Source organism: Nostoc sp. NMS2, from assembly GCF_017115105.1.
GTDB lineage: Bacteria > Cyanobacteriota > Cyanobacteriia > Cyanobacteriales > Nostocaceae > Nostoc.
On the sequence record NZ_JABXKH010000150.1, the window covers coordinates 15,377 to 39,398 of the forward strand.

Genomic DNA, 24,022 nt, shown 5'->3' on the forward strand with positions numbered 1-24,022 from the left:
GGAAGAATGAATTAAGCTTTGCTCGTAATGACTCTGGCTGAAACTCCAAACTACAAAAATTCTAGCAATCCTTTTCTCTCCCTCAACTACGAAAGCGCCTTAGAATCTCTAGGTGATGACTACTATGATGAGGTGGCGGCAGCAGAATTTCCCCAACACCTCTTGCGTTGGCGTAACGATGCACTACTACCTCGTTTGGGTTTAGACCCTCAAGTAGTCAAAGACGAAGATTTCATCACAGCTTTTGGCCAGTTTCAGGAGCGCAAACCCTTGTTAGCACTACGTTACCACGGCTATCAATTTGGTGAATATAACGGACAGTTGGGTGATGGTAGAGGCTTTCTCTATGGGCAAGTCCGCGCGAATGATGGCGAATTATACGATTTTGGCACAAAAGGCTCTGGGAGAACGCCCTACTCCCGTGGAGGCGATGGTATGCTCACGCTTAAAGGTGGGGTGCGGGAAGTTCTGGCAGCAGAAGCACTGCACCATTTGGGTGTAAATACCTCACGCTGTTTAAGCATGGTTGAAACAGGTTTACCCCTCTGGCGGGGCGATGAACCTTCGCCTACCCGCTCATCTGTGATGATTAGAATGAGCAGTTCTCATATTCGGTTTGGCACTTTTGAGCGACTGCACTATTTCCAACGTCCAGATTTAACTAAGAAGCTGTTAGACCATGTAATTGAGCAGTATTATCGATACTTGAGTAGTGAACAAGACAAATATGTCCTGTTTTACGCCGAATTAGTTAAACGAGTTGCAAAACTAGTAGCGCAGTGGATGGCGGCTGGTTTTTGTCATGCAGTCCTGAATACTGATAATATGTCGATTACTGGAGAGAGTTTTGACTATGGGCCTTACGCATTTATTCCGAGTTATAACCCATCCTTTATAGCTGCATATTTTGACTATTATGGACGCTATTGTTACGGGAATCAACCAAGTATTTGCCAGTTGAACTTACAAATGCTCCAGGAACCTTTAAAGGCGATTATTGATAAAGGCGAAATGGAAGCTGCATTAGAAAGGTTTGATGAATATTATCAAGCTGAATACAGTTCTTTGATGTTGAAAAAGTTGGGTTTTGTGGAATTGCCACATCCACAAGCTGCGGAACTGTTGAATCTAACGGTTGAATTCTTGAAAGATAGCCAAGTTGGTTATCACCAGTTTTTTTATGAGATGGCTCGAACTTTTTCATCGAAATGGCGAGATGAGCCAGGTTTTGTGATGAATAATTCAGATATTGTGCCAGTACCAGGTGCGTCAGGAATTTTTGATGATTGGTGCATACTATACCATAAAATCTTGAATGATTTTGATAGCGATGTCTACGACGGGCTACGCCTACGCACTGATGTAGTTGCCCAAACACTTGCTGTTCATAATCCCAAAACGGCATTATTAAGACCTGTGATTGAGTCTATTTGGGAAGCAATTGCTCAAGAAGATAATTGGCAACCTTTTTATGAGTTAATCCAGGCAATTCAGTCTAGAAAATAGTAAAATCACAGCTATTTTCTTTTTCATGCGGATAGACTTATTGAGATTATATCTGCTGTAATTTACACGACAAATAATCTAATAAGAGACGTTGCAATGCAACGTCTCTACAAAAAATTTTAACTAAATTGTATAGACATATAGGACTAGTATTTGATTTTTGAAATACACGTAGGGGAGCCAGTCGTGTGGGCGGGTTTCCCGACTTGAGCGAACTGGCGTTGTGTTACGCCGTAGGCTAACGCACCAAGAGAAGGTTTTGGTGCGTTACGGAAGCCGTAACACACTACAAGACTACTGAGATATTTTCAGAAATCAAATATGATTCCTATAGTCCTATACATATCATACGCATGGAAAGATAACAAGAGTGAATTAGGCAGTCAACGCGAAGAATTAGTTGATAAAATTTGTGAAGCACTTATTTCTGAACGTTACAACTTAATTCGCGATCGCAACTACTTAACGCTAGGTAAGAGTATACAGAATTTCATGCAAGAAATCGGGCGTGGTAACTATGTGATTGTTGTCGTCAGCAACAAATATTTACGCTCGGAATACTGTATGTTTGAAGCTGTTGAAATCATGAAACGCAAGAATTATGAACAAAAAGTTTTTCCTGTGGTTTTACAGGATGCTAATGTCTATACCAAAGAAGGTAAGACTGAGTATATAAAATATTGGAAGCAACAGAGTGAAACACTAAAACAACTTATGGGTTCAGAACTATCTGCTCATGAAGATTCTGCAATGTATTGTCAAAGCAGGCTTGCATCCCACTCATAACAAAACTTTTTGCCAATTATGTTCCCGGACGAGAGCGAATACGATCGGGTATATGATGACGATCGCCTAATATTTCTAACAATGGGCCATTAACGTCAAATTTAACCATACTTACCGACGCAACCAAAATATTCACCCGATAGCGATAGCGTCCTAAATCAATTCCCAGTAAGCTGCAAAGCATAATCCGAATCGTGGCTTTATGGGAAACTACTAAAACATTACCTTGGGGATGTTTTTCTTGAATTTCAGCAATTACAGGCATAGAACGGTTAGCAATATCTACCGCAGTTTCTCCACCTAGTGGTGCATTCCAAGCGGGTTCTGTCAACCATTTTACATAGTTTTCTGCGTAATTCTCTTGAGCAAAGGATTTACTCTTAGTTTCCCATTCGCCGTAACTACCTTCTCTAAGTCCCTCACGCAACTGCATATCCATACCAATAGCATCACAAAATGGCTTGGCAGTTGCAATTGTGCGCTTCATCGGGCTAACATAAACAGCCTCCCACAACAAGCTTTGATAAACATCGGCAAAACCGGATGCCATCTGCATCCCCTCTGTTGTCAACTCCGCATCAGTTTCACCGCAGAAATTACCACTTTGACTAAAAGTAGTTTCTCCATGTCGCAGTAAATATAAATTGAGTGTCATAGCTTGTATAGCGATTGGGATCAAGGAGTTGGTGCAAAAATAAAATATCATCAATCTCGCAATCGAGTTTGTGACATCAGGACAAAGTAATCAACCAAAAAAGTCAATCCAACACAAACTTTTGAAATCGAAGATAAAAGTAGTGGTTTCAGCTAGTACTAGGATGGTGCGTTAGCCTCTGGCATAACACACCTTACAAAATGGGATTTGAGGTAATTAAATTATTGTGTGTACACCGTAGGAGGCAGAGAGAGGAAAGAGGAATAATTCTGATACAAAATTTTCAAATTATTAAGTTTGGGTATTAAAGTCTTCAGTTCTACTTTTCTCTAACCCTCTGTGTCTTCTCCACTGCTAACTAAACTGCTGGGCATAAAACCGAGCATAGCGATGCTCTAGGGCTAATAATTCTTCATGAGTTCCCGATTCGACAATTTGTCCCTGTTCGAGAACTAAAATACGATCGCACCGTCTCACGGTTGATAACCGATGAGCAATAATAAATACTGTGCGTTTTTGCATCAATCTTTCCAGCGCTTCCTGTACCAGCGCTTCTGATTCGGAATCTAATGCTGATGTCGCCTCATCAAGAATCAAGATTTGGGGATTGAGGAGAACAGCACGAGCGATCGCAATTCTTTGTCTTTGTCCTCCTGATAAGTTTACCCCACGTTCGCCTACCCAAGTCTGATAACCTTCTGGCAGTTGGCTAATAAACTGATGAGCATTAGCAATTTTCGCCGCCTCTTTCACTGCTTCCATGTCAAAAACATCTTGTCCAAAGGCGATATTTTGGGCAATTGTCCCCGAAAACATGATGGTTTCTTGAGGAACAATCCCAATTTGTCGCCGCAGACTATGCAGTTTCACATCTCGAATATCAACATCGTCAATGAATATTTGACCAACTTCGGGGTCGTAAAAACGGGGGAGGAGATTGACAAATGTGGTTTTACCAGCCCCAGAAGCGCCCACAAGAGCGATCGCTTCACCTGGTGATACCAACAAACTGATATCTTTTAATACGGGTTCACCTGGCTTATAGGCAAAGGAAATATGACGATATTCTACTTTGCCATTGACTGGAGCCAGAGCGATCGCATTTATCTTTTCGATTACCGTCGGCTGAATTGCCATCAATTCAAAAACCCGGTCAACAGATGCTTCACCCTGCTTAAATTCGTTGTAGTTGTTAGTAGTATGACCAATGGGATCGATTAACAACGCCGCCGCCGCCAAATAGCTGAAAAAATTCGCCACTGTCAAATTGTTTTGGGAAATTTGCCACGCTCCCACAATCAGTAATGATAAGGCACTTAAGGCTTCCAAAAATCCGACAATGGGAATCTGAATCGCTTTCAGGCGTTCGGCTGAGTATTTGGCTTTGAGACTACGTTCTGCTTCATGGCCAAAGCGGGCGATTTCGTAATTTTCGGCAGCAAAAGCCTGTACCAAACGAATACCGTTGAAAACTTCCGCAAGGATGGCTGATAAACCCGACACGCGATTTTGACTTTTTAAGGAATACTTGCGTAACCGTTCACCAAACCAGCCAACTAAAATACCCATCAGTGGCGCAACTATCACCGTTGCTAATGTCAGTTGCCAATTTAGGTAAATCATGTAAATCGGAATTGCCAACAACTGCAAAATGCAGGGGATAAAGTCGTGAAATCCTTTATTTACCACTTCGCCAACGCGGTCAACATCTTCCGTGAGGCGGTAAGATAAATCACCCGCTTTTGCAGTTTCAAAATAGCTGAGATTTAGCTTTTGAAGGTGTGCGTAGACTTGCTGGCGGAGATGAAAAGCAACTCTCAAAGCAGCTTTCGCCATGTACATATCTTGTATAGACTGAAACAATCCTCTGACAAGAAATACTAAGGCACAACTACCAGTTATTTGAGCGATCGCTACTACATTACCTTGTGCGAAGGGAATTGCCAATTTGCCGGCAAGATTTATCAACACTAATGTCGCCAGCACGTATCCCAAGATACCAGTAAGTCCCTTGGCGATTGTTTGCCACTGGAGTTGGATATAAGGCAGCAGTTGCCAGTAATTAGAACGGGTTTTCAAGCTCGAAAGTCCACAACGATATTTTTCCTTTGTTTGACGCTAGCAGTTTTTGGGGAGTTTCTGAACAGTTAACTAATTAGTTACAAACTGTTTTAGCGACTATTGCGATCGCACCGCCCTCATCACCAACGCCGTCACAGGTAAAATAGATGTGCGCCAAGTCCCCATCCGCTAACCCCAGAACCCACCATGACACAAATCACCCTTTCCGACCTCCCCGCAACCATCCAAACCCTACTCAACCAAGCCCAAAAAACAGGCGAACCCCTCACTATTACCTAAAACGGTATCCCCTTCGCCATCATTTCCCCCATCAAGAAAAAATCCCTCTTGGAAACCCTTTCCACCCTTGAACCATTGGACGAAGACTTTGCCGACGTGGACGAAGGATTATTACCCTTAGATGATATTGAGTTTTCAAGAATTGAGAAATTAATCAAACTTAACAATCTTAAAGAGGCTTAATTATGAAAACTGAACACGAACGCGAACAATTAATCAAAGCTATCAACGTACTGCTAAATCAAGCTTACGACAGTACCCTAGATGAAATTTATGCACTACTTCAAAAAATTGAAGATGAAGAGGACGAAAACGATTTAAGAGCCTATCATGCTGCTAAAAGTGATGTAGAAAATAATAGTCTTATCGCATGGGACGATATTAAAAAATTACAGGGTGAAGAAAACACATATCGAATTAAAGTAGGCGATTATCGAGTTATATACGATATTTTCGATGATGTTTTATTAGTAAGTGTTATAGATATCGGGCATCGTAGCAAGGTTTATAAAAATGAAAGTTGACAAACAAAAAAATATTAAAGCTATCGCCTACAGTGTCTTCGCTAATTAAACAAAATTAATTACAGACTATTTAGGAATGATATCAAGTTCGGGTGATTACTTATAATAAAATTTATCGCTTAACAGCTTATAAGGCAGTAGTTGCCAGTAACTAGAACGGGTTTTCAAGCTCGAAAGTCCACAACTATATTTTCCTTTGTTTGACGCTAGCAGTTTTCTTGATATAAATTATTCCTCCGTGTCCTCTGCGCCTCTGTGGTTCGATGATTCTAAAAAATTAACCCTCTCCTTGTAAGTAAGGAAAGGGCTAAATTAATCTTAAAATACTTCGTAATTTTCCGGTTCAATTACGAATTACGAATTACGAATTACTTAATATCCGCCTTCTTCTTCGTATTCCGGCTGTCTTTCCTTAACTTTCTTAGGAATATTCACAGGCTTCGGCTCATCTTCCCAAGCATCGCCTTCTACATCGTCATAATCATCGTATTCGTCAACGTAAGGTTTGCTGTAAGGCTTGGCTTCATACTTTAGCGGCTGCGGTTGTTGATACCTGTCGTTACCCGTTGCTTCACTCCAGTTATCTTCTTCCTCATCCTCTTCATATTGAATAGACTCATACTGCCGCGCCTTCATTACCTGACGCTGTGGCCTTTCCTCTTCCACATAGTCTTCATTCCATTCCTCTTCCCGCGCTACGGGTTCGGGGGCACGAACTTTTTGCCTGGGTGGCTGCAATGGCACTCCACTAGGGAGTTGATTACCTGGTGCAACTTGGCGTGGTGGAGTATAGCCGTATTCTTCTTCTGCATCCCTTTCCCACGGCGCTTTACCAATACCCAAACGCTCTAGTAAACCAGTTGTTAACTGGTTCACCCGTTCTTCGGCTCCCTCAAACACAATCAACCGATTGGGGCCAGTACTGACAATTTCATCTACTGAGAACTCGTAAGTACTCAAAAATTGGTCGGGAATTTGGGGCAATCCTAAAGAAGCGATGACTATGGAGTTAAGCTTTCCGGTTTCGCCGTTGAACTTGAATCCCCGAACTTTGCCTAGTACTTCACCTGTTTCTGTAATTACTTCCCAGTTAATTAGATTGCTGAGAGATTCAACTTCGATATCTTCTATTACATCTTCGTTATCAACTAAGATGACATCACCAATCTGGCTGATGTTGTTGAGGTACATGTAGCGCGGTATGCCCGAAATGGAGATCAGGCTGTCTCGCAAACCAAGAGCCACAACCTCTCGTTGATCTATATCAACCCAGACTTGACTGATGATGCCTAGCCGCTTGCCATTGTCGCGGGTAATCACCTGGGTATTTAATATGTCGGAACGCCTAATTATCTGTTCGGAGGTCATTCTATACCGAGTCCTGATCTCGAATCCGGTTTATCCATACACTATTATTAACAAAAACTCAAGCAGATGTATTGGATGATTGTAACTTAATCCCCAAAACTTGAGTGTAAGCTCCTCGTGCTTGAGTAACGCCGATTGTGCGTTCGGCTGATTCTATCATCGGACGGCGCAAACTCACAACTATAAATTGCGCTTGTTGTGACTGTTGTTTGATCATTCTAGCTAATCGTTCTACGTTTGCTCCATCTAAGAACATATCTACTTCGTCAAAGGCGTAAAAGGGCGATGGGCGATAGCGTTGGAGGGCAAAGATAAAGCTCAAGGCTGTAAGTGATTTTTCTCCCCCAGACATGGAAGCTAGGCGCTGTACGGGTTTTCCTTTGGGGTGTGCGACTAAATTAAGTCCACTGCTAAAGGGATCTTCGGGATTTTCGAGTTGTAAATAGCCGTCGCCGTCGGAAAGAATGGCAAAAATTGATTGAAAGTTTTCGTTGACAGCATCGAAGGCTTCTTTAAAGGCAAGTTGCCGCAATGTGGTAAAGTTTTCAATCCGTAAAAGTAGTTCGGTGCGTTCCCCTTCTAGTGTTTCTAATTTCTGCGTCAGTTCCTGGAGGCGGTTTTGAGTGCGTTCGTATTCTTCCAACGCCAGCATATTTACAGGTTCCATCGCTTGTAAACGTTTGGTAAGCGATCGCAATTCTTTCTGCAATTCTTCCAAGTCTACTTTATCTGGAACTTCCGGCAAGGGATTTGGTAATTCTGCTCCCATATCCCGCAACTGGCTTTGCAGTGCAATTAGTTCCTCCCGCCGCTTCTCTTGGGTTTCTTTGAGTTTTTCGATTTCCCATTGCAATTGTTGTTGGCGTAAAAGGTGCGATCGCACTTCCTGTTCTGTAGCGTCGCGTTTTTGTTTCTCTTCGCCTAAATTTTGTTCCATTTGATTTAACGATAAACGGGTTTGGGTGATTTGATCGTCTATCGTTGTGGTTTGTGCAAAGACGCGATTCATCGCGTCTCTACAAGAGGTTTGTTGGGTTTCGTATTCGGTGATTCGCGTTTCTGCTTCTTGGATTTTTTCTTGCAAACGTTGTTGCTGATTTTCCAAATTTTTTAATCTTTGTTCAGCTTCGCGTAATGCTGTCTCCCGTTGTTGCAATTGTTGCTCTTGAATTTTAATTGTCGCCTGGATTTGTTGCCATTCACTGGGCGTTTGGGATGCTTCCAACTCTGCTAAAGCGTGTCGCAATTGTTGCAACTGAGTTTCTTGTCCCGGTAATTCCCGCTCTAAAACTTCCAATCGGGATTGAGCGGTGGCTAACTTTTCGCTGTTTTGGGCGAGTTGCGATCGCGTCCCCTCTAATTGCGCTGTTAAACTATTAATGTCTTTCTGCAACTGTTCCAATTGCAACTGCTGTTCGCGCCTAGCCTGACGCGCTTCTGTGAGTTCTTGGGTAAGTTTTTTGGCTCTGACTGACAAAGTTGCGATCGCTTCAGTACAACGCTCTAAAACCCGCTCAATGTCCACCAAGCGACTTCTTAAAGCGATCGCTTCATCAGATTCTGCCGCTTCACCCGTACCAAACCGCAACGCCGAACGTTGGGTGTTGCTACCACCAGTCATTGCACCACTGGTTTCCAGTAATTCGCCGTCTAAGGTGACGATGCGATATAACCCTAAATTTTTCCGCGCCGCCTCAAGGCTGGCAAATACTACTGTGTTGCCGAAAACATAGCTAAAGACATCTTTGTAACGGCGATCGCAATCCACTAAGTTCACAGCATAGTTAACGAAGCCGCTAGCGAAACGCAGCGTTGCATCTTGAGTAAATTTAGGAGCGTGAATTTTATTTAGTGGTAAAAAAGTCGCTCTCCCGGCACGTTTCTGTTTGAGCAATTCAATCCCGGCTGCGGCTACACCATCATCTTCCACCACAATATGTCCCAAGCGTCCACCGGCAGCCATTTCTAAAGCTAGCTGATGACGGGGTTCCACTTTTCCTAACTGCACAACTAAGCCACAAAGTCCAGGCATTCCCGATTGTAAAATAACTTTACTCGCTTGGGTTCCTTGGACTTCTTGCTGTGCTTGCGTTTGCGCCTCTATTTTATCCAACTGGCGTTGTTTTTCCCGTTGTTCAAAAAGTAACCGCTTTTGGGTTTCCTGTTGGATTTGCAATTCTTGTTCTGTGGCTGAGAGATTTTGGGCTAAATTTTGGATGGGTTCGCTAGAGGCGTTAAATTCCGTTTCAATTTGACTACAGTCGGTTTGTTTTTGGGCTAATAGCGGTTCGTCGCGTTCAATTAACTGGGTTTGCTCTGAAATTAATTGTTGTAACTGATTATTGCGTTCTGTGAGTTGTGCTTTTTCTGTGCGTTGCGGTTCTAAAGTTTGCAGCAGGGTTTCAATTTGGCGGTTGAATGCCGTTTGTTGCTGCACCCACGCTTCCGAAGCGGAGGCGATTTCGGCGGCGGCTTCGCGGGAGGTTTCTAAGGCTTGGTGCGCTTCGTTTCTTTGTTGTTGGGAAGACGCGATGAATCGCGTCTCTACAATTTGGGTTTCGGCAATTTCTTCTAGGGAATGACGGTGTTTTTGAATCTCTTGCTGAGTTTGAAGCAGACGTTTGGCGGTTTCTTGGGAAGCCGTTTCTAATTCTGTTAGTTGACGCTGGAGTTGTTTCCGTTCTGCTTCTTGGGTGGCGAGGGTAGATTGTACCGCCAAGAGTTCATCTTCTCCCAATGCTTTGACATGGGCATTGAGTTGTTCGAGTTCAGCAGTTTTTTGGACGATTTCGGAATTTAGATTTGTGAGTTGGGTTGAGAGTTCACTAGAATTGCGATCGCCTGTTTGAATTTCGCCAACTAACTTTTCTTGTTGTGCTTGTAGCGATCGCCATGATAAAACAGCTTCCCAAGATTGTTTCGCCAGAAATTCCGTGCGGAGTTTTTGATATCTCTCAGCTTTAGCACGATCTTGGGAAAGGCGATCGCGCTGTGCAGTTAATTCCGTCTCAATAATCCGACAGCTATCTTCTTTTTCCTTCACCTCATCTAAAGTTGATTTGGCTTGAATGATTTTGCGATCAAATGCCGCCACCCCCGCCAATTCATCAATAATTTCCCGTCGTTCCCGCGTATTCATCGAGATAATGCTGGTGACATCTCCTTGCAGCACGACGTTATAGCCTTCAGGATAAACCCGCAGGTTACTTAGTTCCCCATGCAATTCTGTCAAGGTGCAAGATTCACCATTGATGTAGTAATTCGACGTGTAACTTCCTTGGTGAGTGACTCGTAGCCTTCTAGTAACACTCCACTCTGCCGATTTTGGACTTCGGCTTACTTCGACTTCGCTCAGTACAAGTCGCTCAGTCGAACGATTTTGGACTTCGGCTTCGCTCAGTCGAACGATTTTGGATTTTGGATTTTCTTCCTCTACTTCCTCTACTTCCCCTGCCTCCCCTGCCTCCTCTACTTCCTCCCTTTGCGCCTTTGTGTCTTTGTGTGAAATTTCATCTGACAAATCAAATGTCACAGTGACGCTAGCTTCGATAGAAGCGCGTCCTTTAGACGTTTGAGTGTTATTTACCAAATCTGGTAAGCGATCGGCTCGCATTCCCTTAGAACTGGAGAGTCCGAGGCAAAATAGCAGTGCATCTAGAATATTAGATTTACCCGAACCATTTGGCCCAGATATGACAGTACACCCCGGCAGCAAAGGGACTGAGGTAGTACCGCCGAAGGATTTGAAGTTGGTAAGTTCCACGCGCTTGATATGAACCATAGGCGCTGGTTAACTGGGCTAATGAAGAACAAGTGTATCAACTAATTAAAAATTCGCAAGAGGGTAGGGGGGAAATTTGAAGATTATTGAACCGCAGAGGCGCAGAGAACGCAGAGAGGGTAAAAGAATCGTGGTTTAGAGAAAACACAATACTGCTAGAGTTAACACAAGCACGAGATTTCATTGCAGACGCTCAACAGCAACTAGATAAACTGAATTATTATATGCAACTTCAACGAGGAAAGAGTAAATCAATGACAATTACTTTAGATGCAAGAAATCTTAGGCTGAAAGAGGTTCAAAAGCTTCTGAAATTAACAGAAGAGTTAAATGACTCATTTACATCATTACTAACGTTAAAAAATCTCACAGAATTTGAACACCAGGAATTACAATTCATCCGTAATGTATACCATGAATACTACTCAGAGGATAAAATCTCCGAAGGACAAATAAAATTTCTATTTCTCGCACCATTAATGAAGTTAGCTGGTTTCTATCAGCCCAGTATTAAAATTACATTAGAAGAAAATATTGCTGACATCTACGTAAAAGACGAAGATACAAATATCAAAGGACGGATGGATATCTTAGCTGTTAGCAAGACTCAAGAAAGCATAGTAACTACGCCTTTTTTGATACTAGTAATTGAATCTAAAAATAGTAGTTTCAATGCTTTGGAAGGGTTGCCGCAATTGCTCACTTATGCATATAAAAGTCTAGACAATCAAACATCAGCTTGGGGCGTGACTACTAATGGTATGGATTACCAGTTTGTCTATATGCAGCAAGGGAATCCTTCCGTGTACCAATTATTGCCAAAACTAGATATAACTCGCTCTACATCTTCAATCGAGTTGTTACAAGTTCTTAAATCAATCTGCCAGTTATAGTTCAATTTTCTTCTATTTTCTTAAAATCTACAGTGAAGATTTTTCTCTTGCCAATTCCTCGCCCTTATTTAAGTGGAATAAACAGGATTTACGTTTACGTAAGTCCTGTTTATCTTTGATGACGATGTAAACTGATTTAGCTAGTCCATTGCTAACTGAAAGATTCAGTTATTCTTTTATGGCTTTTTCACAGCTTCAACTTTTGCTTCCACTTTCACAGTCTTCACACCTTGAACTTCCTTAGCCAAAGTTTCAGCTTTCTTGAGTTCTTCGGCAGAAGTCGCTGTGCCTTTGAGGGTAATTTCACCCTCTTTGTTTTCAACTTGTAACTTATTGCCTGGTAAGCCTTTGTTCAACTTGGCGCTAACTTCAGTTTTTAGGTCGCTCTTAACTTTTGTTGCTGCCGTTTTTTCAGAACCGGTTTTAACTTTAGTATCTGTGCTAGTTGCTAAAGGAGTTGTTTGTATTCCTGGAACTTTGGCAGTTTCATTTGTCTGTGAAGCCGGTTTTGCTGGTACTTGAGCAGCTTCATTAGTAGTGCTAGGAGTTTCCGAACCAGTTTTAGGAGCCTCTTGGCAGCCAAAAGTACCAACTACCAGAATACTACTAACTAGTAATAGAATTAGCTTTTTCATTATCTATCTCCGAATTGATTACTGGAAGCAATTAATTTGTGTGTCATGGTGAGGAGCAGATGTTAAAAAGCAATTAAATGTGAAGTGCTAACCAAGATGCCTTTGCATACCTTCTGTAACTCCGATGAATTTAATGTAGATGCTGATTAGCTTTTTCAATGGTAGACTATGCAGCCTTGCGATAGTGACTTATGTTATCAGATTTAAGTCAGTTTGGCGATATCTAAGCCTATACAACTCAAAACTTCAGCATTTTTGCAATATAGTGCCAGCAAAATTACCCACAAAATGTTACTTTAGAAAACTATGGATTACTTACAATGCTTTCAATATCAGGAAATATTAGCCAATGCCATACATTACTTCCGCTAGCGAAATTAGTGCCATTGTTGCTGAATATACCAAAGTGAAAAAACTTTGGATAGATACAGAAGTAGCTGACTATAAAAGTCGTAATCCCCGACTATCGCTGATTCAGGTATTAGATAATCCTCAAGATATGAGTGGCGATCGCGTCTACCTTTTAGATGTGCTAGACAAGCCTAATATTATAGCTGAGTTTATTAAAGAAATTATGATAAATTCTGCCATTGAAAAAGTTTTTCACAATGCCAGTTATGATATAAAATTTCTCGGTAGCAAGAAAGCTAAAAATATTACTTGCACTTTGGAAATGGCAAAAAAAATTCCCTACTATCTTTTGCCATTAGCTAACTATCAACTCAAAACCATAGCCACAGCACTTTGTAGCTTTAACAATATCGACAAACAAGAACAAACAAGCGATTGGGGAAAACGTCCCCTGACTGAAGAACAGATAGAGTATGCTTACCTAGATTGTATTTATCTTGCTCAAATCCACTCAAATTTGTTAGGTTTACAAGCCCAAGCCAACCCCGAACCCGCAACGGAAGATTTAATATCACTAAGTACTAGATACTCACAACTTGAGCAACAATGGAAGTATTTGAATTCAGAATTTGAGCATTTGCAAGAACGCATGAAAAAAGCCATGCAAGCTCAGAATATATCTGAAACTTCTTATCATAAGCTGACTAGTTACGATCGCACTACAATCAAAGCTACTTTTTCAGAATTGGCAAGGCTAGCACAAACCCAAGATATTGATTTAGATTTTCCCATCACACTAACTCAGAAACTCCAAAAAGATTTAGGGAGAAATCTAGAAAAACTGTCTGTAGATATTGAAAAAACTACCTCTTGGCGGCTAACTCCTAAAACTCAAGAGAGTGAAACAGAAGATGAGTAAATTGTCTATAAAGCTACAAATGTCAGAATTTGTGGAGTTATTATTTATAGAAAATCTTAATACTTCAAATATATTTTTTTCAAAAAGTATCTTAAAAAACATGAGCAATAGTAGCTTTCTGCTCAGAAATCCATTGTCAAGAAGTAGAGAGATGACAATAACAAAGAGCCGAATTGACAATTTTTATACTTTATAATTTATATTTTTTCCTTAATATAACTATTAAATAAATATATTGAATATCTGGTAAATTTGTTAATTGACTTGAAACGTCTATCAAAAGTTAGAATAACGATTGAGTTAAAGAATTAAAATCTAGATTTTGGTACTAATTGCGTTCAGGTGTTATGGCAGTTTATATTAAATTATGAGACGGCGTTTATTTAGACAAAAGCGAACAAGGGTAAATCAATTATTTACCATAGCTATTTTCACTACATTGACAGCAATTAGCAGTGTTTCTTGTAGCAAGAATGACAATGTTTTGGTGACAGAAATAGGAGTTAGTACACCTAGCCGTCGTTCAGCTACAACTTCCATTGGTGGGGAATTCTATCTTCAGGGAAAGAATCAGCATTTAAACGGCGATTTACAAGCTGCGATCGCATCCTATAGTAAGGCAATTAGTCAAAACTCTCAATATGGCGCTGCCTACAACGGCCGGGGATTAGCCTACTTTGATTTGGGAGACAAAGAAAAAGCGATCGCAGATTACAATCAAGCCCTCCGCATCAACCCTAACGACGCTGAAGCTTACAACAACCTGGGGAATGCCCGTGCCTCACTAGAAGGTAACAGAGAAGCGATTAAAGATTACAGTGAAGCTATTCGCCTTAATCCCAACTATGCCGAAGCCTACAACAACCGGGGAAATGCCCGCGCCGCCAATGGAGACAAAAAAGGGGCAATAGACGATCTCGGTCAAGCGATTCGCCTTAATCCCAAATATGCGATCGCCTATAATAACCGAGGAAATGCCCGTGCTGCCAATGGAGATCCAAAGGGAGCGATCGCAGATTACAATCAAGCCATTCGCCTCAACCGTAACTTTGCCCCTGCCTACAATAACCGGGGAAATGCCCGCGCCACCAATGGAGATAGACAGGGGGCACTCAAGGACTTAGAACAAGCAGCGAGCATTTTTCAAAGTCAGGGTAACAACGACTTATACCAACAAGTGATGAAAAACATCAAAGAACTAAGACAGTAGGGCAAGGAGCAGGGGCAATACGGTTCGGATAAAGTTTTTTGATGAAAGTTATAGATCGCAAAGACGCGATAAATCGCCGTCTTTACAATAATCAGTCCTTTGTCTTGACGGCGATTTATCGCGTCTCCTCTTAACCGAACCATATTGGGAGCAGGGGGGGTAGGTTTTTAACACCAGAAGAAAAGATGAAACAAGCTCAACTTGCCAAACAACGTGACCAATTAGCCGAACTGTTGCGATCGCTCGGCGTAGATCCTGATTCTTTTATCTAAATTACCATCAAGATTCATTAATAAAATAAAGACAATCGTTAACTGAGTATCAGCAAAGTCAATAAAGGTTAACAGTTCCGCTAATGAATGCTGATTTATTTGCACAAAAGTTTCTTTTTCTAAATTCAACTAAGGGCTTACTTGTGGCTGATTTGACTGCTTTTTGGAAAGCATAGATTTGCCTCACAACTAGCGGGTAAGGAACTCATCAGGTATTATTTATATTAATAATTTATGTACGCATATTTTACAGCACCGGAATCTTAAAGCTTCTTGGCGTTAGAGAACTTTTAGGAATCACTGTAGCTCAACCAGGAGTATTGAAGTGGTAGCATATTCAAGAATACCTGGCGCTAGATTACCAACAGAATTGTATAATGTCTCTTGCTCCTTGGCGAGGTGCGATCGCTCATGCACTCCATCGCAACCGCAGCCTTGTTTATGCCCGTTACCTCCAACTAGCAACGGTTCAGCCTAATGGCCGCCCCGCTAATCGGACTCTAGTCTTTCGCGGCTTTCTAGAAGATACAAACCAGCTAAAATTTATCACCGATACCCGTAGCGCCAAAGCCGACCAGATACAGCAACAACCTTGGGCAGAAATTTGCTGGTACTTCCCCAATACACGAGAACAATTCCGCATCACTGGCGATTTGACCCTAGTTCGCAGTGATGATTCTCACCAGGATTTACAACCAGCCCGAATTACAATGTGGCAAGAACTGAGTGATGCTGCACGTTTACAGTTTGCTTGGCCCCATCCTGGTAAACCCAGAGTTGAAACCCCAGAAGCTTTTGCACCACCAGCACCCGATCCTGTTGAGCCAGTGCCTAATTTTTGCCTACTGCTACTCAACCCAGTGCAAGTAGACCATTTAGAATTACGCGGCGAACCACAAAATCGATGGCTTTACTGCCGTAATGACCAGCAAGAGTGGTCTAGCGAAGCGATTAATCCGTGATTTAGTCAAGAGTCAAAAGATTTACCCTAGCCTTTTCAAGGTGACTCGTAAAATCTCTTATTTTTTCTCAGCGCTGTGCCAGTTGCTTCAAGTCGGGGAACCCGACGCCACTTGCTCATGGGGGTTTCCCCCATGAGCGACTGCCGCGCAGAGAACACAGAATAAAGAGCTTAAAGAGAAATTTATGTTTAACTAAATGCCAGCACCATCTAGAAATTGCTGGATCGTCTTATCTTTGAGGTTGCACCAGCGAGTATCGTGAGTTAGCTCATCCTCTTTAGCGGCTAAACAACCCACTAAAACAGGAGTTTTTTCTGAAGAACTGACGCGCCCAAGAGTTTGTATTTGTTCTTCCAAAGCCTCAATCCGGTCTACTAAAGCCCGAATCACTTCAGCTTCCGAATCTGGTAAATTATTGTGTTCCAGAGGTGCAACTCGGACTCCAGAACGATATATAATCCGCCCAGGCACCCCCACTACAGTGCAGTCTGAAGGAACATCCCTTAGAACAACAGACCCAGCGCCAATACGGACATTATTGCCAACTTGGATATTGCCCAGCACCTTCGCTCCAGCCCCGACTACGACATTTTCACCCACAGTTGGATGGCGCTTGCCACATTCTTTACCAGTACCCCCAAGGGTGACACCTTGATAAATCAGGGCATAGTCTCCCACGATCGCAGTTTCACCAATTACTACACCCATACCGTGGTCAATAAACACACTTTGCCCAATTGCTGCACCAGGGTGGATTTCAATTCCAGTCAAAAACCGAGCCACGTGAGAAATTAGGCGAGGAATAAAGGGAAGACCAACAGCATACAGCCAGTGAGCCAGCCTATGGAATAGCAGGGCTTGCAAACCAGGGTAACAAAATAAAACTTCCAACCAGTTACGGGCAGCCGGGTCACGTTCAAATATGATACGAAAGTCAGCACGTAGTATAGATAGCACGAGATAGCACCCTCGGAAAGCACAACAAGCTACTCTCTCATATTATCGTCTCAGGTGTTGCACATAAAAATTGGGAATTGGGAATTGGGGATTGGGCATGGAAAAGAGGCAGAGGGGCGGGGGGCAGGGGGCAGGGGGAAAACTCTTATGCCTTGCTCCCTGCTAAGAGCTCCTCATCTCCCGGTCAGGGTAAGCGCATCTAATTTTGTAGCTCTTGATACAGACAAAAAGCTTAAAACTTTATCTGAATATCAATTTTTCATTCAAAATAGGACGAATTGTCGTAAATGATTGAAAAAACATGGGTCAAATAGCTTTTTATGTTTTTTAACCACATAAAGACGAAAATGTCAATCCCACCCCTTGGCTCAGTGTAGTAATTTTGAACTTATTTGTGCTTTGGGTGAACCCCAAAACTACCGTGTCAATAGGGTTTGAGATGCGCTTACCCTGATCTCCCGGTTGGTGAGCGAAGTCGAACCACATCCCCCTCATCCCCTACTCCCCATCATTGCTGCTCCACTGTCAGAGTATAATCACGCTTGACCCCAGAATTAAATGTACCTACCCAAATCCGATAAGTGCCACTTTTCCAGTTGCGATCGCTAACGCTAGCATCTTTTCTTTTGCCAGTGTCATCGCCGCAACGAATCGTATTTTGATCTGGGCCTTGAATAAGTAAAGTCGTGTCGGTATTGTTGCTATCGACTTGGATTGTTAGCTGGGAAAAGTCATTTTCCAAAACCATAATGTGATCTGGATTAGGATCGGCAAAACCAATACAGGCTTTTTGATCGCGATCGCGATTACTTATGGCAGACAATGAGTAAGAACCACCTGTAAACCCCTGCACTGTTCCTTGTGCTGGATTAAAGTTTGCTGATAAGTTGAAAGTACCAAAATTCGGTGTCTCTGCGATTACAGGGGTAGCTGTGATGGCGGTAAGTATAGCCAACAACCAGCCGCCGCTAAACTGAAGTCGGGGGCGACAGTATTTCATAGTAGCCCTCCAACAGGCTTTTAAATTAGTAATGATATATACATATTCTAATGAAAAAATCCTAGTGAAATTGCAGTTGGTTGTGCCACATTAAAATGTGCCACGATAGAGGGTTTTGAAAGCAAACAGCTAATTGCTAGGCTGCCTCTGTATAATCTTGTTTAATAAGCGCTCGATAAACGACCGCTCGGATAGTAGCTACAATAAAGGAAATCTTGGCAAATGCCAATGACTATAAAAATTAAGGAATTAAGGTTAAAAAGAGAGTTGACGCAACGCCAAGTTGCTGACGCGATCAAGATTGTAGAAAGTAACTACAGGAAACTTGAGAACAATAGAGTACGTTCAATACCACTTCACACCATAGAAGTCTTATGTAATGTACTAGATTGCACACCTAATGATATTTTTGAGGTTATAAACACTAATTCATTAAGCAATAATTCATCAAGTAACGATCGCTAAAACAGTATGACAGACCAACAAATTCAAGATATTTATTCACGTCTAGATACCCTGAATCAGAAAGTAAGCAGTCTTGAATTACTAACCGGCACAATAGGCACAAGCCAAGTAGCGATCGCTCAACTTCTCAGCGTCCAGTCTCAACACAGTCAAATATTAAATTCAATTGTTCAGACACAAGCCGAACAATCTCAACAGTTATCTGAAATTTTGAGGATTCTACGCGATCGTAATGGTGGAAGCGGGCTATAATTTTCAAGTTAGAGTTAATACATAATCCACAAAGTAAATACCCACAAAAGGAAAGCGCCTTTAAAAATTTGTTTGGTTGATATAAACAGTAGCGACAATTCCCTAACTTATAATTTGGATATCATTACCTCTGTTGAATGCAGGGTTTTCTCTTCTAAAGAAAACCCTTGATGCGTCTTGATTCTGATCGTAAGCGGAGCGTCTCCGGCTCCGCTCTTGAATTCTGACTCCTGAATTCTTCTTTATGAAAATCTCAGGAATTATTGAGTTGGAAGAAAACGCCACCTTTGAGCGATCGCGTGTCAGTTCCATAACTGCTGATTGTGAGCGATCGCAAATTATCAAAAAACGGTTTCCCTAAGACTTCCGCTAGCTTAAGAATCGGTACTTGACGCTCTAAAAAATTCTGGCTCTTTGTCCAGTCAAGATATACATAGCCTTGGTTTGGTAGAGGAATCGCAGCAATACTATCTTTGAAATTAGGATTGTCAATTAAGGAATTATCCTTAGTTGTGAGAATTTCATTCATCGTTTCTAAGTCAGAAGTGAAAATTTCGTAATTTCCTAAAGTTGTATGCAATCCCCGCACTTTTGTTTCAATACTGAAAGATGCTCCTTCTTTAACATTACTTTTTTTAGCCGCCGTAGTTAACTCTGTCCAAGCGGAGATTTTTTGCTTGTCTATAGTCAGGGGATTAATGCTGAGTCCATTGGATGATGCGATCGCATCCAAACGAGCAATACCTTGTTCTACACTCTCTGATTTTTCCACCACAAAAATCCAATGAGGGGTTGTTTGCTCTTTCTCAGGTAATAATGCTATTGCGTATTCTCCTAGTACCCAGCTAAAAATGTCCTCTGGTAAGTTTATACCCCAGCGTTTTTGAACATCCACTAAAGGTTTTGCTAACCGAGAAACCACATCTTCCCCAGAACCATATATAGTAGCCGTTGCTTGTCTCCAGAGTTTGGCTAAATCGCTCTCACCCAAATTACTCAAATTTGAGCCGGAAATTGCCAACCCTGCTGACGCTGGCACATACTGCAATGCTCCCACAGGTTTAGATAGTGGCGAAGATGGAGTGAGAATTTCTGATGAAGTCAAAAATGTAGTTTCTGCTAGCAATCCTTTGGGATTCAACGCCAGAGAAATAATTTCACTGTTATAAAGTTGTTCTGACAGTTCTAAGCCTTGCCATTTTGCCACAACGGGAAGATTTAAGAACGCTACAGCTAAACCCCCTTTGGGCACTTCTTTAGTAGCTTTTTGGTATTCGGGGGAGCTAGTCAAATTCAGATCGGGCGCTTGGACGTTATTGATCGCATCTCGCAACACTTTCGGATCGTTGGCAAACAACACAAAGCCTTCACCAACAACCGCACCAGCTAGATAATTTTGGACTTCGGCTACGCTCAGTCGAACGATTTTGGATTTTGGACTTTCCTGCGGAACGCTACGCGAACGGCTACGCTCAGTGGAACGATTTTGGATTTTCTCTTCTGTAATTACTTCTTGATTGTCGTAAATTAGTTTTACGCCTTTATATTGTTCAACAGCTAAGTTTGCCCCAGCTAAAGCTCGTTTGGAAAACAACAATTCGACAAACTCGCGGCTTTTCTCAGGTTGCTTGGTTGCTAGTGCTAACAGATAGCCTGGCTGCTGTCCGTTTTCTGAGTCCCGATCAATATCTAAGGTGGTGATAGCTAATGTAATTTCATTCCCTAACCAGGGTTGAACGTCTTGTTTATAATCTATGCCACTTTTGGCAAATAAACTGGTTTTGAGTTTAGATAGTTCCTCTTCACGTTCCAACGCCTGCAACCGATCGGGATTCGCCAGCAATGAAACCATTGCAGGGGAGAGTTTTGATACGAATATGGCTGCACCAGGCTGTCCGGTAGAACCAATCAGGTTAGCCGGACTTTTGGCAAAAAACCAGTAAAAGCCAGCGATCGCAATTACTAGCAGTGCGATCGCACCTGCTACGATAAAACCAATAAATGAGCGTTGCCTATTCACATTAAACCTTTAAAAAAGACGGTTTACAGCCATTTAAGCAGAAAGCCTAGCAAAATTTATCAGCCTTCTTGAGAATGGATACTCATGCAAAGGCAGAGATTTTCTGTCACCATAAATAGGATTAGGACTGTTTATAGGGAATTCTTTTAGTCAACCCATGAACCAGATTAGTGTAGAAGAACTGGCACAACGTCTTTCCTCTGGTGATGGAAGTATACAGCTAGTGGATGTCCGAGAACCAGAAGAATTGGCGATCGCTAACATTGATGGCTTTGTCAACCTACCCTTGAGTCAATTTGCCCAATGGGGACATGAAATACCTACTCTCTTCAATCCTCAAGCTGAAACCCTTGTGCTATGCCACCACGGTATTCGTTCTGCTCAGATGTGTCAGTGGTTAATTGCTCAAGGTTTTACAAATGTGCAAAATATTTCGGGTGGTATTGATGCTTACTCCATCTTAGTAGACCATTCAATTCCCCAGTATTAGCTTCTGTTTAGGTGCATTACTCAGATGGAACTTAATTCCATCTGGCTTTTACTATTGTGAAAACAGCACTAAATTAGTTTGGGGACTCGCCAGAAAAGTTTGTAACTTTCTCCACTGGCTACATAACTTACGCAACTTTTCGACCCAAATCTTAGCTGCAATAGCCGCAAAAATACGTATACAACAATACTTTTCTAAGTGTAGAATTATGCAAAAATAAGGTAGAAAAGAATGTTGTAAATTACAAACTCTCCGCTTTTGATGCAAAGCCTAGATTCTATTTAGAGCGCACTTTTAAAAAATGGTGTACATGAACCTTAAAATTAATTATCACAATATAATTGTATAATTTGTTATCTTAATAAATTATTAATATTTATTGTTTCAATCAAATCCAGAAATTTCTCCAGACTTGATTAAAATTTGCCTCTAGCAAAACATACCATAATGGAAGTCCAGTTAACAAATCGACAACAGCATATACTTTGGGCAACGGTACGTCACTACATTGCTACAGCAGAGCCTGTTGGTTCAAAGGCTTTGGTCGAGGAGTACGACCTGGGTGTAAGTTCAGCCACAATTCGCAATGTGATGGGCGTTTTAGAAAAGTCTGGATTACTCTACCAACCACACGCTTCTGCTGGACGTGTACCTTCAGATTCAGGCTATCGCATCTATGTTGACCAGCTAATTACACCTTCTCTACGAGACGCTACGAGAACGGAAACTTTAGGGCGAGAAGTAGAAGTAGCATTGCAAAAGCATCTCCAGTGGGAAGATCGGAGTTTAGAAACCCTACTGCAAGGAGCCGCGCAAATTTTAGCAACCTTGAGTGGTTGTATTAGCTTGATTACGATGCCGCAAACTACAACAGCGCTATTGCGACATCTGCAATTAGTACAAATTGAAGCGGGGCGGATCATGTTAATTGTTGTTACCGATGGTTACGAGACACATTCCAAGTTGATGGATTTGTCGCCAATACCAGAGGAAACACAACGTGATTCAGAGGTAATCGATCGCGAGTTGCAAATTGTTTCTAACTTTTTGAATACCCACTTGCGGGGGCGAAGTCTGCTGGAATTAGCCAACCTCAACTGGAGCGAACTAGATCAGGAATTCCAACGCTACGGGGAATTCTTGAAAAATTCAGTTGCCGAATTGACTCGTCGCACTCATGCACCGACTGCCACACAAATTATGGTTCGGGGTGTGTCAGAAGTTTTGCGCCAGCCAGAATTTTCCCAGTTACAGCAGGTACAAACAATTATCCACCTGCTGGAAGAAGAACAAGATCAACTATGGCGATTAATATTTGAGGAACCAGAACCGGAGGATGCTGGTAAGTCAAGGGTAACGGTTCGCATTGGCGCAGAAAATCCATTAGAACCGATACGCACCTGCACTTTGATTTCTTCCAACTATCGCCGAGGTTCAATACCAGTCGGAAGTGTAGGAGTTTTGGGGCCAACGCGCTTAGATTATGAAAGTGCGATCGCAGTTGTGGCATCTGCTGCTGATTACCTCTCAGAAGCCTTCAGTTATTTCAATCCTTAAGGTAAGGTTTAAGGATAAGCTGCTGCGAGTCTAGACGAGTGAATAATGCGATCGCAGGCAGATAGCCCAATTTGTAGCGTCAAAATCAATAATTAATCCTACTTAAATCTTTCATGGTTAGAAAAATTGCTTTTGGCTGCCTGTGGTTAGGATTCGTTATTTATGCTTTTTTCCTCGCACCTCCTGAGCAACCCGGTACATTCGATTTAATTAAAAACCTTTCTACCGGACAGTGGCAAGGCATTAACCCATTAGTAATAGCACTATTCAACCTCATGGGTATCTGGCCTCTTATCTACAGCGCAGTAGTGTTTATTGATGGCAGAGGACAAAAAATACCTGCTTGGCTATTTGCTACGACTTCTTTTGCAGTTGGAATATTTGCCTTGTTACCCTACTTAGTCCTTAGAGAACCTAATAATCAGTTTGTCGGTAAAAAGAATATCTTGCTCAAGCTGCTAGATTCTCGTGTGACTGGAGTTGTGTTGACTGTAGCCACAGTTCTTCTAGTTGCCTACGGTTTAATAGGAGGAGATTGGGGCAGTTTTGTGCAAGAGTGGCAAACTAACCGCTTTATCAATGTAATGAGTTTAGATTTTTCCCTACTTTGCCTCTTATTTCCCGCATTACTAGGGGATGACATGGCGCGTCGCAGTTGGAAAAATCCCCATTTCTGGTTCATAGCGTTCATACCGCTATTCGGCCCCTTGATTTATTTATCTGTGCGTCCACCTTTACAAGAAGTGGGTATAGAGTCCATATCCAAGCAGCCAGAAGTGAATTGAAGAACAAAGTACGTTTGTCCCAATCCAAAATCTAAAATTTAAAATCCAAAACAGTACCACTCAAAGTCCGCCTTTTTCAGTAGATTGAGGATTTTCTGTTGCGGGTGCGTAAATCCCAAGAAAAAATTTTTCTGAAAGTACTTTACAAAACGCAATAAATTCTTTAAGATGTGTAACAGGTAGTCAAACCTACCTAATTCATCCGCAAATAATCGCATTTATAAAACAATGACAACAACCTTACAACAGCGCTCAAGCGCCAACGTATGGGAT

At 41.9% G+C, this 24,022-nt stretch carries 21 protein-coding genes and 1 pseudogene; 13 read left to right on the top strand and 9 right to left on the bottom strand.

The window, feature by feature from the left end; translation table 11 throughout:
- Positions 1 to 27 precede the first annotated feature (27 nt).
- Positions 28 to 1,506: a YdiU family protein gene (locus HWQ36_RS27325; protein WP_292708727.1), complete on the top strand. Its 1,479-nt coding sequence runs from the start codon at positions 28 to 30 to the stop codon at positions 1,504 to 1,506.
- A gap of 321 nt (positions 1,507 to 1,827) precedes the next feature.
- Positions 1,828 to 2,292, top strand: a complete 465-nt coding sequence (locus HWQ36_RS27330; RefSeq protein WP_292708730.1) for a toll/interleukin-1 receptor domain-containing protein — start codon at positions 1,828 to 1,830, stop codon at positions 2,290 to 2,292.
- Between the two features lie 16 nt (positions 2,293 to 2,308).
- Here HWQ36_RS27330 and HWQ36_RS27335 read toward each other — a convergent pair whose 3' ends face one another.
- A complete protein-coding gene (locus HWQ36_RS27335; RefSeq protein WP_292708732.1) occupies positions 2,309 to 2,947 on the bottom strand; it encodes a histidine phosphatase family protein in 639 nt (212 codons plus the stop codon).
- Positions 2,948 to 3,301: 354 nt separating this feature from the next.
- A complete protein-coding gene (locus tag HWQ36_RS27340) occupies positions 3,302 to 5,026 on the bottom strand; it encodes an ABC transporter ATP-binding protein (protein ID WP_292708734.1) in 1,725 nt (574 codons plus the stop codon).
- A 189-nt stretch (positions 5,027 to 5,215) separates the two neighbouring features.
- On the opposite strand from HWQ36_RS27340, the pseudogene HWQ36_RS27345 reads away from it, so the two are divergent.
- A pseudogene (locus tag HWQ36_RS27345) lies at positions 5,216 to 5,491 on the top strand (type II toxin-antitoxin system prevent-host-death family antitoxin).
- A gap of 2 nt (positions 5,492 to 5,493) precedes the next feature.
- Positions 5,494 to 5,832 carry a type II toxin-antitoxin system RelE/ParE family toxin gene (locus HWQ36_RS27350; protein ID WP_292708736.1) on the top strand — a complete coding sequence of 113 codons (339 nt, stop codon included), beginning with the start codon at positions 5,494 to 5,496 and terminating at the stop codon, positions 5,830 to 5,832.
- A gap of 372 nt (positions 5,833 to 6,204) precedes the next feature.
- Here HWQ36_RS27350 and HWQ36_RS27355 read toward each other — a convergent pair whose 3' ends face one another.
- Both HWQ36_RS27355 and smc read right to left on the bottom strand, forming a co-directional pair.
- Positions 6,205 to 7,200: a PRC-barrel domain-containing protein gene (locus HWQ36_RS27355; protein ID WP_012411983.1), complete on the bottom strand. Its 996-nt coding sequence runs from the start codon at positions 7,198 to 7,200 to the stop codon at positions 6,205 to 6,207.
- 58 nt (positions 7,201 to 7,258) lie between these two features.
- Entirely contained in the window at positions 7,259 to 10,981 is a 3,723-nt protein-coding gene (smc, locus tag HWQ36_RS27360; RefSeq protein ID WP_292708740.1) for a chromosome segregation protein SMC, read from the bottom strand.
- 254 nt (positions 10,982 to 11,235) lie between these two features.
- On the opposite strand from smc, the gene HWQ36_RS27365 reads away from it, so the two are divergent.
- Positions 11,236 to 11,874, top strand: a complete 639-nt coding sequence (locus HWQ36_RS27365; protein WP_292708742.1) for a restriction endonuclease subunit R — start codon at positions 11,236 to 11,238, stop codon at positions 11,872 to 11,874.
- A gap of 176 nt (positions 11,875 to 12,050) precedes the next feature.
- On the opposite strand, the gene HWQ36_RS27370 is transcribed toward HWQ36_RS27365, so the two are convergent.
- On the bottom strand, positions 12,051 to 12,509 hold the full coding sequence (locus tag HWQ36_RS27370; protein ID WP_292708743.1) for a BON domain-containing protein: 459 nt from the start codon (positions 12,507 to 12,509) through the stop codon (positions 12,051 to 12,053).
- 349 nt (positions 12,510 to 12,858) lie between these two features.
- On the opposite strand from HWQ36_RS27370, the gene HWQ36_RS27375 reads away from it, so the two are divergent.
- Both HWQ36_RS27375 and HWQ36_RS27380 read left to right on the top strand, forming a co-directional pair.
- Positions 12,859 to 13,779 carry a ribonuclease D gene (locus HWQ36_RS27375; RefSeq protein ID WP_292708744.1) on the top strand — a complete coding sequence of 307 codons (921 nt, stop codon included), beginning with the start codon at positions 12,859 to 12,861 and terminating at the stop codon, positions 13,777 to 13,779.
- A gap of 367 nt (positions 13,780 to 14,146) precedes the next feature.
- Positions 14,147 to 14,989 carry a tetratricopeptide repeat protein gene (locus HWQ36_RS27380; RefSeq protein ID WP_292708745.1) on the top strand — a complete coding sequence of 281 codons (843 nt, stop codon included), beginning with the start codon at positions 14,147 to 14,149 and terminating at the stop codon, positions 14,987 to 14,989.
- Between the two features lie 221 nt (positions 14,990 to 15,210).
- Here HWQ36_RS27380 and HWQ36_RS27385 read toward each other — a convergent pair whose 3' ends face one another.
- Positions 15,211 to 15,366, bottom strand: a complete 156-nt coding sequence (locus HWQ36_RS27385; protein ID WP_292708746.1) for a hypothetical protein — start codon at positions 15,364 to 15,366, stop codon at positions 15,211 to 15,213.
- 272 nt (positions 15,367 to 15,638) lie between these two features.
- On the opposite strand from HWQ36_RS27385, the gene HWQ36_RS27390 reads away from it, so the two are divergent.
- Positions 15,639 to 16,223, top strand: a complete 585-nt coding sequence (locus tag HWQ36_RS27390) for an Npun_F5749 family FMN-dependent PPOX-type flavoprotein (RefSeq protein ID WP_292708747.1) — start codon at positions 15,639 to 15,641, stop codon at positions 16,221 to 16,223.
- Between the two features lie 192 nt (positions 16,224 to 16,415).
- Here the strand turns inward: HWQ36_RS27390 and cysE are convergent, their stop codons facing one another.
- Positions 16,416 to 17,180, bottom strand: a complete 765-nt coding sequence (gene cysE / locus HWQ36_RS27395) for a serine O-acetyltransferase (RefSeq protein WP_292708748.1) — start codon at positions 17,178 to 17,180, stop codon at positions 16,416 to 16,418.
- Positions 17,181 to 17,688: 508 nt separating this feature from the next.
- Complete coding sequence (locus tag HWQ36_RS27400; protein WP_292708749.1) at positions 17,689 to 18,180, bottom strand: hypothetical protein; 492 nt, start codon at positions 18,178 to 18,180, stop codon at positions 17,689 to 17,691.
- 228 nt (positions 18,181 to 18,408) lie between these two features.
- Here HWQ36_RS27400 and HWQ36_RS34455 point away from each other — a divergent pair, with 228 nt between their 5' ends.
- Together HWQ36_RS34455 and HWQ36_RS27405 are read left to right on the top strand one after the other, a co-directional pair.
- Positions 18,409 to 18,645, top strand: a complete 237-nt coding sequence (locus HWQ36_RS34455) for a helix-turn-helix transcriptional regulator (RefSeq protein ID WP_366829796.1) — start codon at positions 18,409 to 18,411, stop codon at positions 18,643 to 18,645.
- A 6-nt stretch (positions 18,646 to 18,651) separates the two neighbouring features.
- Complete coding sequence (locus HWQ36_RS27405) at positions 18,652 to 18,897, top strand: hypothetical protein (protein WP_292708750.1); 246 nt, start codon at positions 18,652 to 18,654, stop codon at positions 18,895 to 18,897.
- Between the two features lie 253 nt (positions 18,898 to 19,150).
- Here HWQ36_RS27405 and HWQ36_RS27410 read toward each other — a convergent pair whose 3' ends face one another.
- A complete protein-coding gene (locus HWQ36_RS27410; protein ID WP_292708751.1) occupies positions 19,151 to 20,917 on the bottom strand; it encodes a DUF3352 domain-containing protein in 1,767 nt (588 codons plus the stop codon).
- Positions 20,918 to 21,074: 157 nt separating this feature from the next.
- Between HWQ36_RS27410 and HWQ36_RS27415 the strand changes: the two genes are divergently transcribed.
- The 3 genes from HWQ36_RS27415 to HWQ36_RS27425 all read left to right on the top strand — a co-directional run bounded on the left by HWQ36_RS27415 (position 21,075) and on the right by HWQ36_RS27425 (position 23,749).
- A complete protein-coding gene (locus HWQ36_RS27415; protein ID WP_292708752.1) occupies positions 21,075 to 21,407 on the top strand; it encodes a rhodanese-like domain-containing protein in 333 nt (110 codons plus the stop codon).
- A 447-nt stretch (positions 21,408 to 21,854) separates the two neighbouring features.
- Complete coding sequence (gene hrcA, locus HWQ36_RS27420; RefSeq protein ID WP_292708753.1) at positions 21,855 to 22,964, top strand: heat-inducible transcriptional repressor HrcA; 1,110 nt, start codon at positions 21,855 to 21,857, stop codon at positions 22,962 to 22,964.
- Positions 22,965 to 23,077: 113 nt separating this feature from the next.
- Complete coding sequence (locus tag HWQ36_RS27425) at positions 23,078 to 23,749, top strand: DUF2834 domain-containing protein (RefSeq protein WP_292708754.1); 672 nt, start codon at positions 23,078 to 23,080, stop codon at positions 23,747 to 23,749.
- Positions 23,750 to 24,022: the final 273 nt, after the last annotated feature.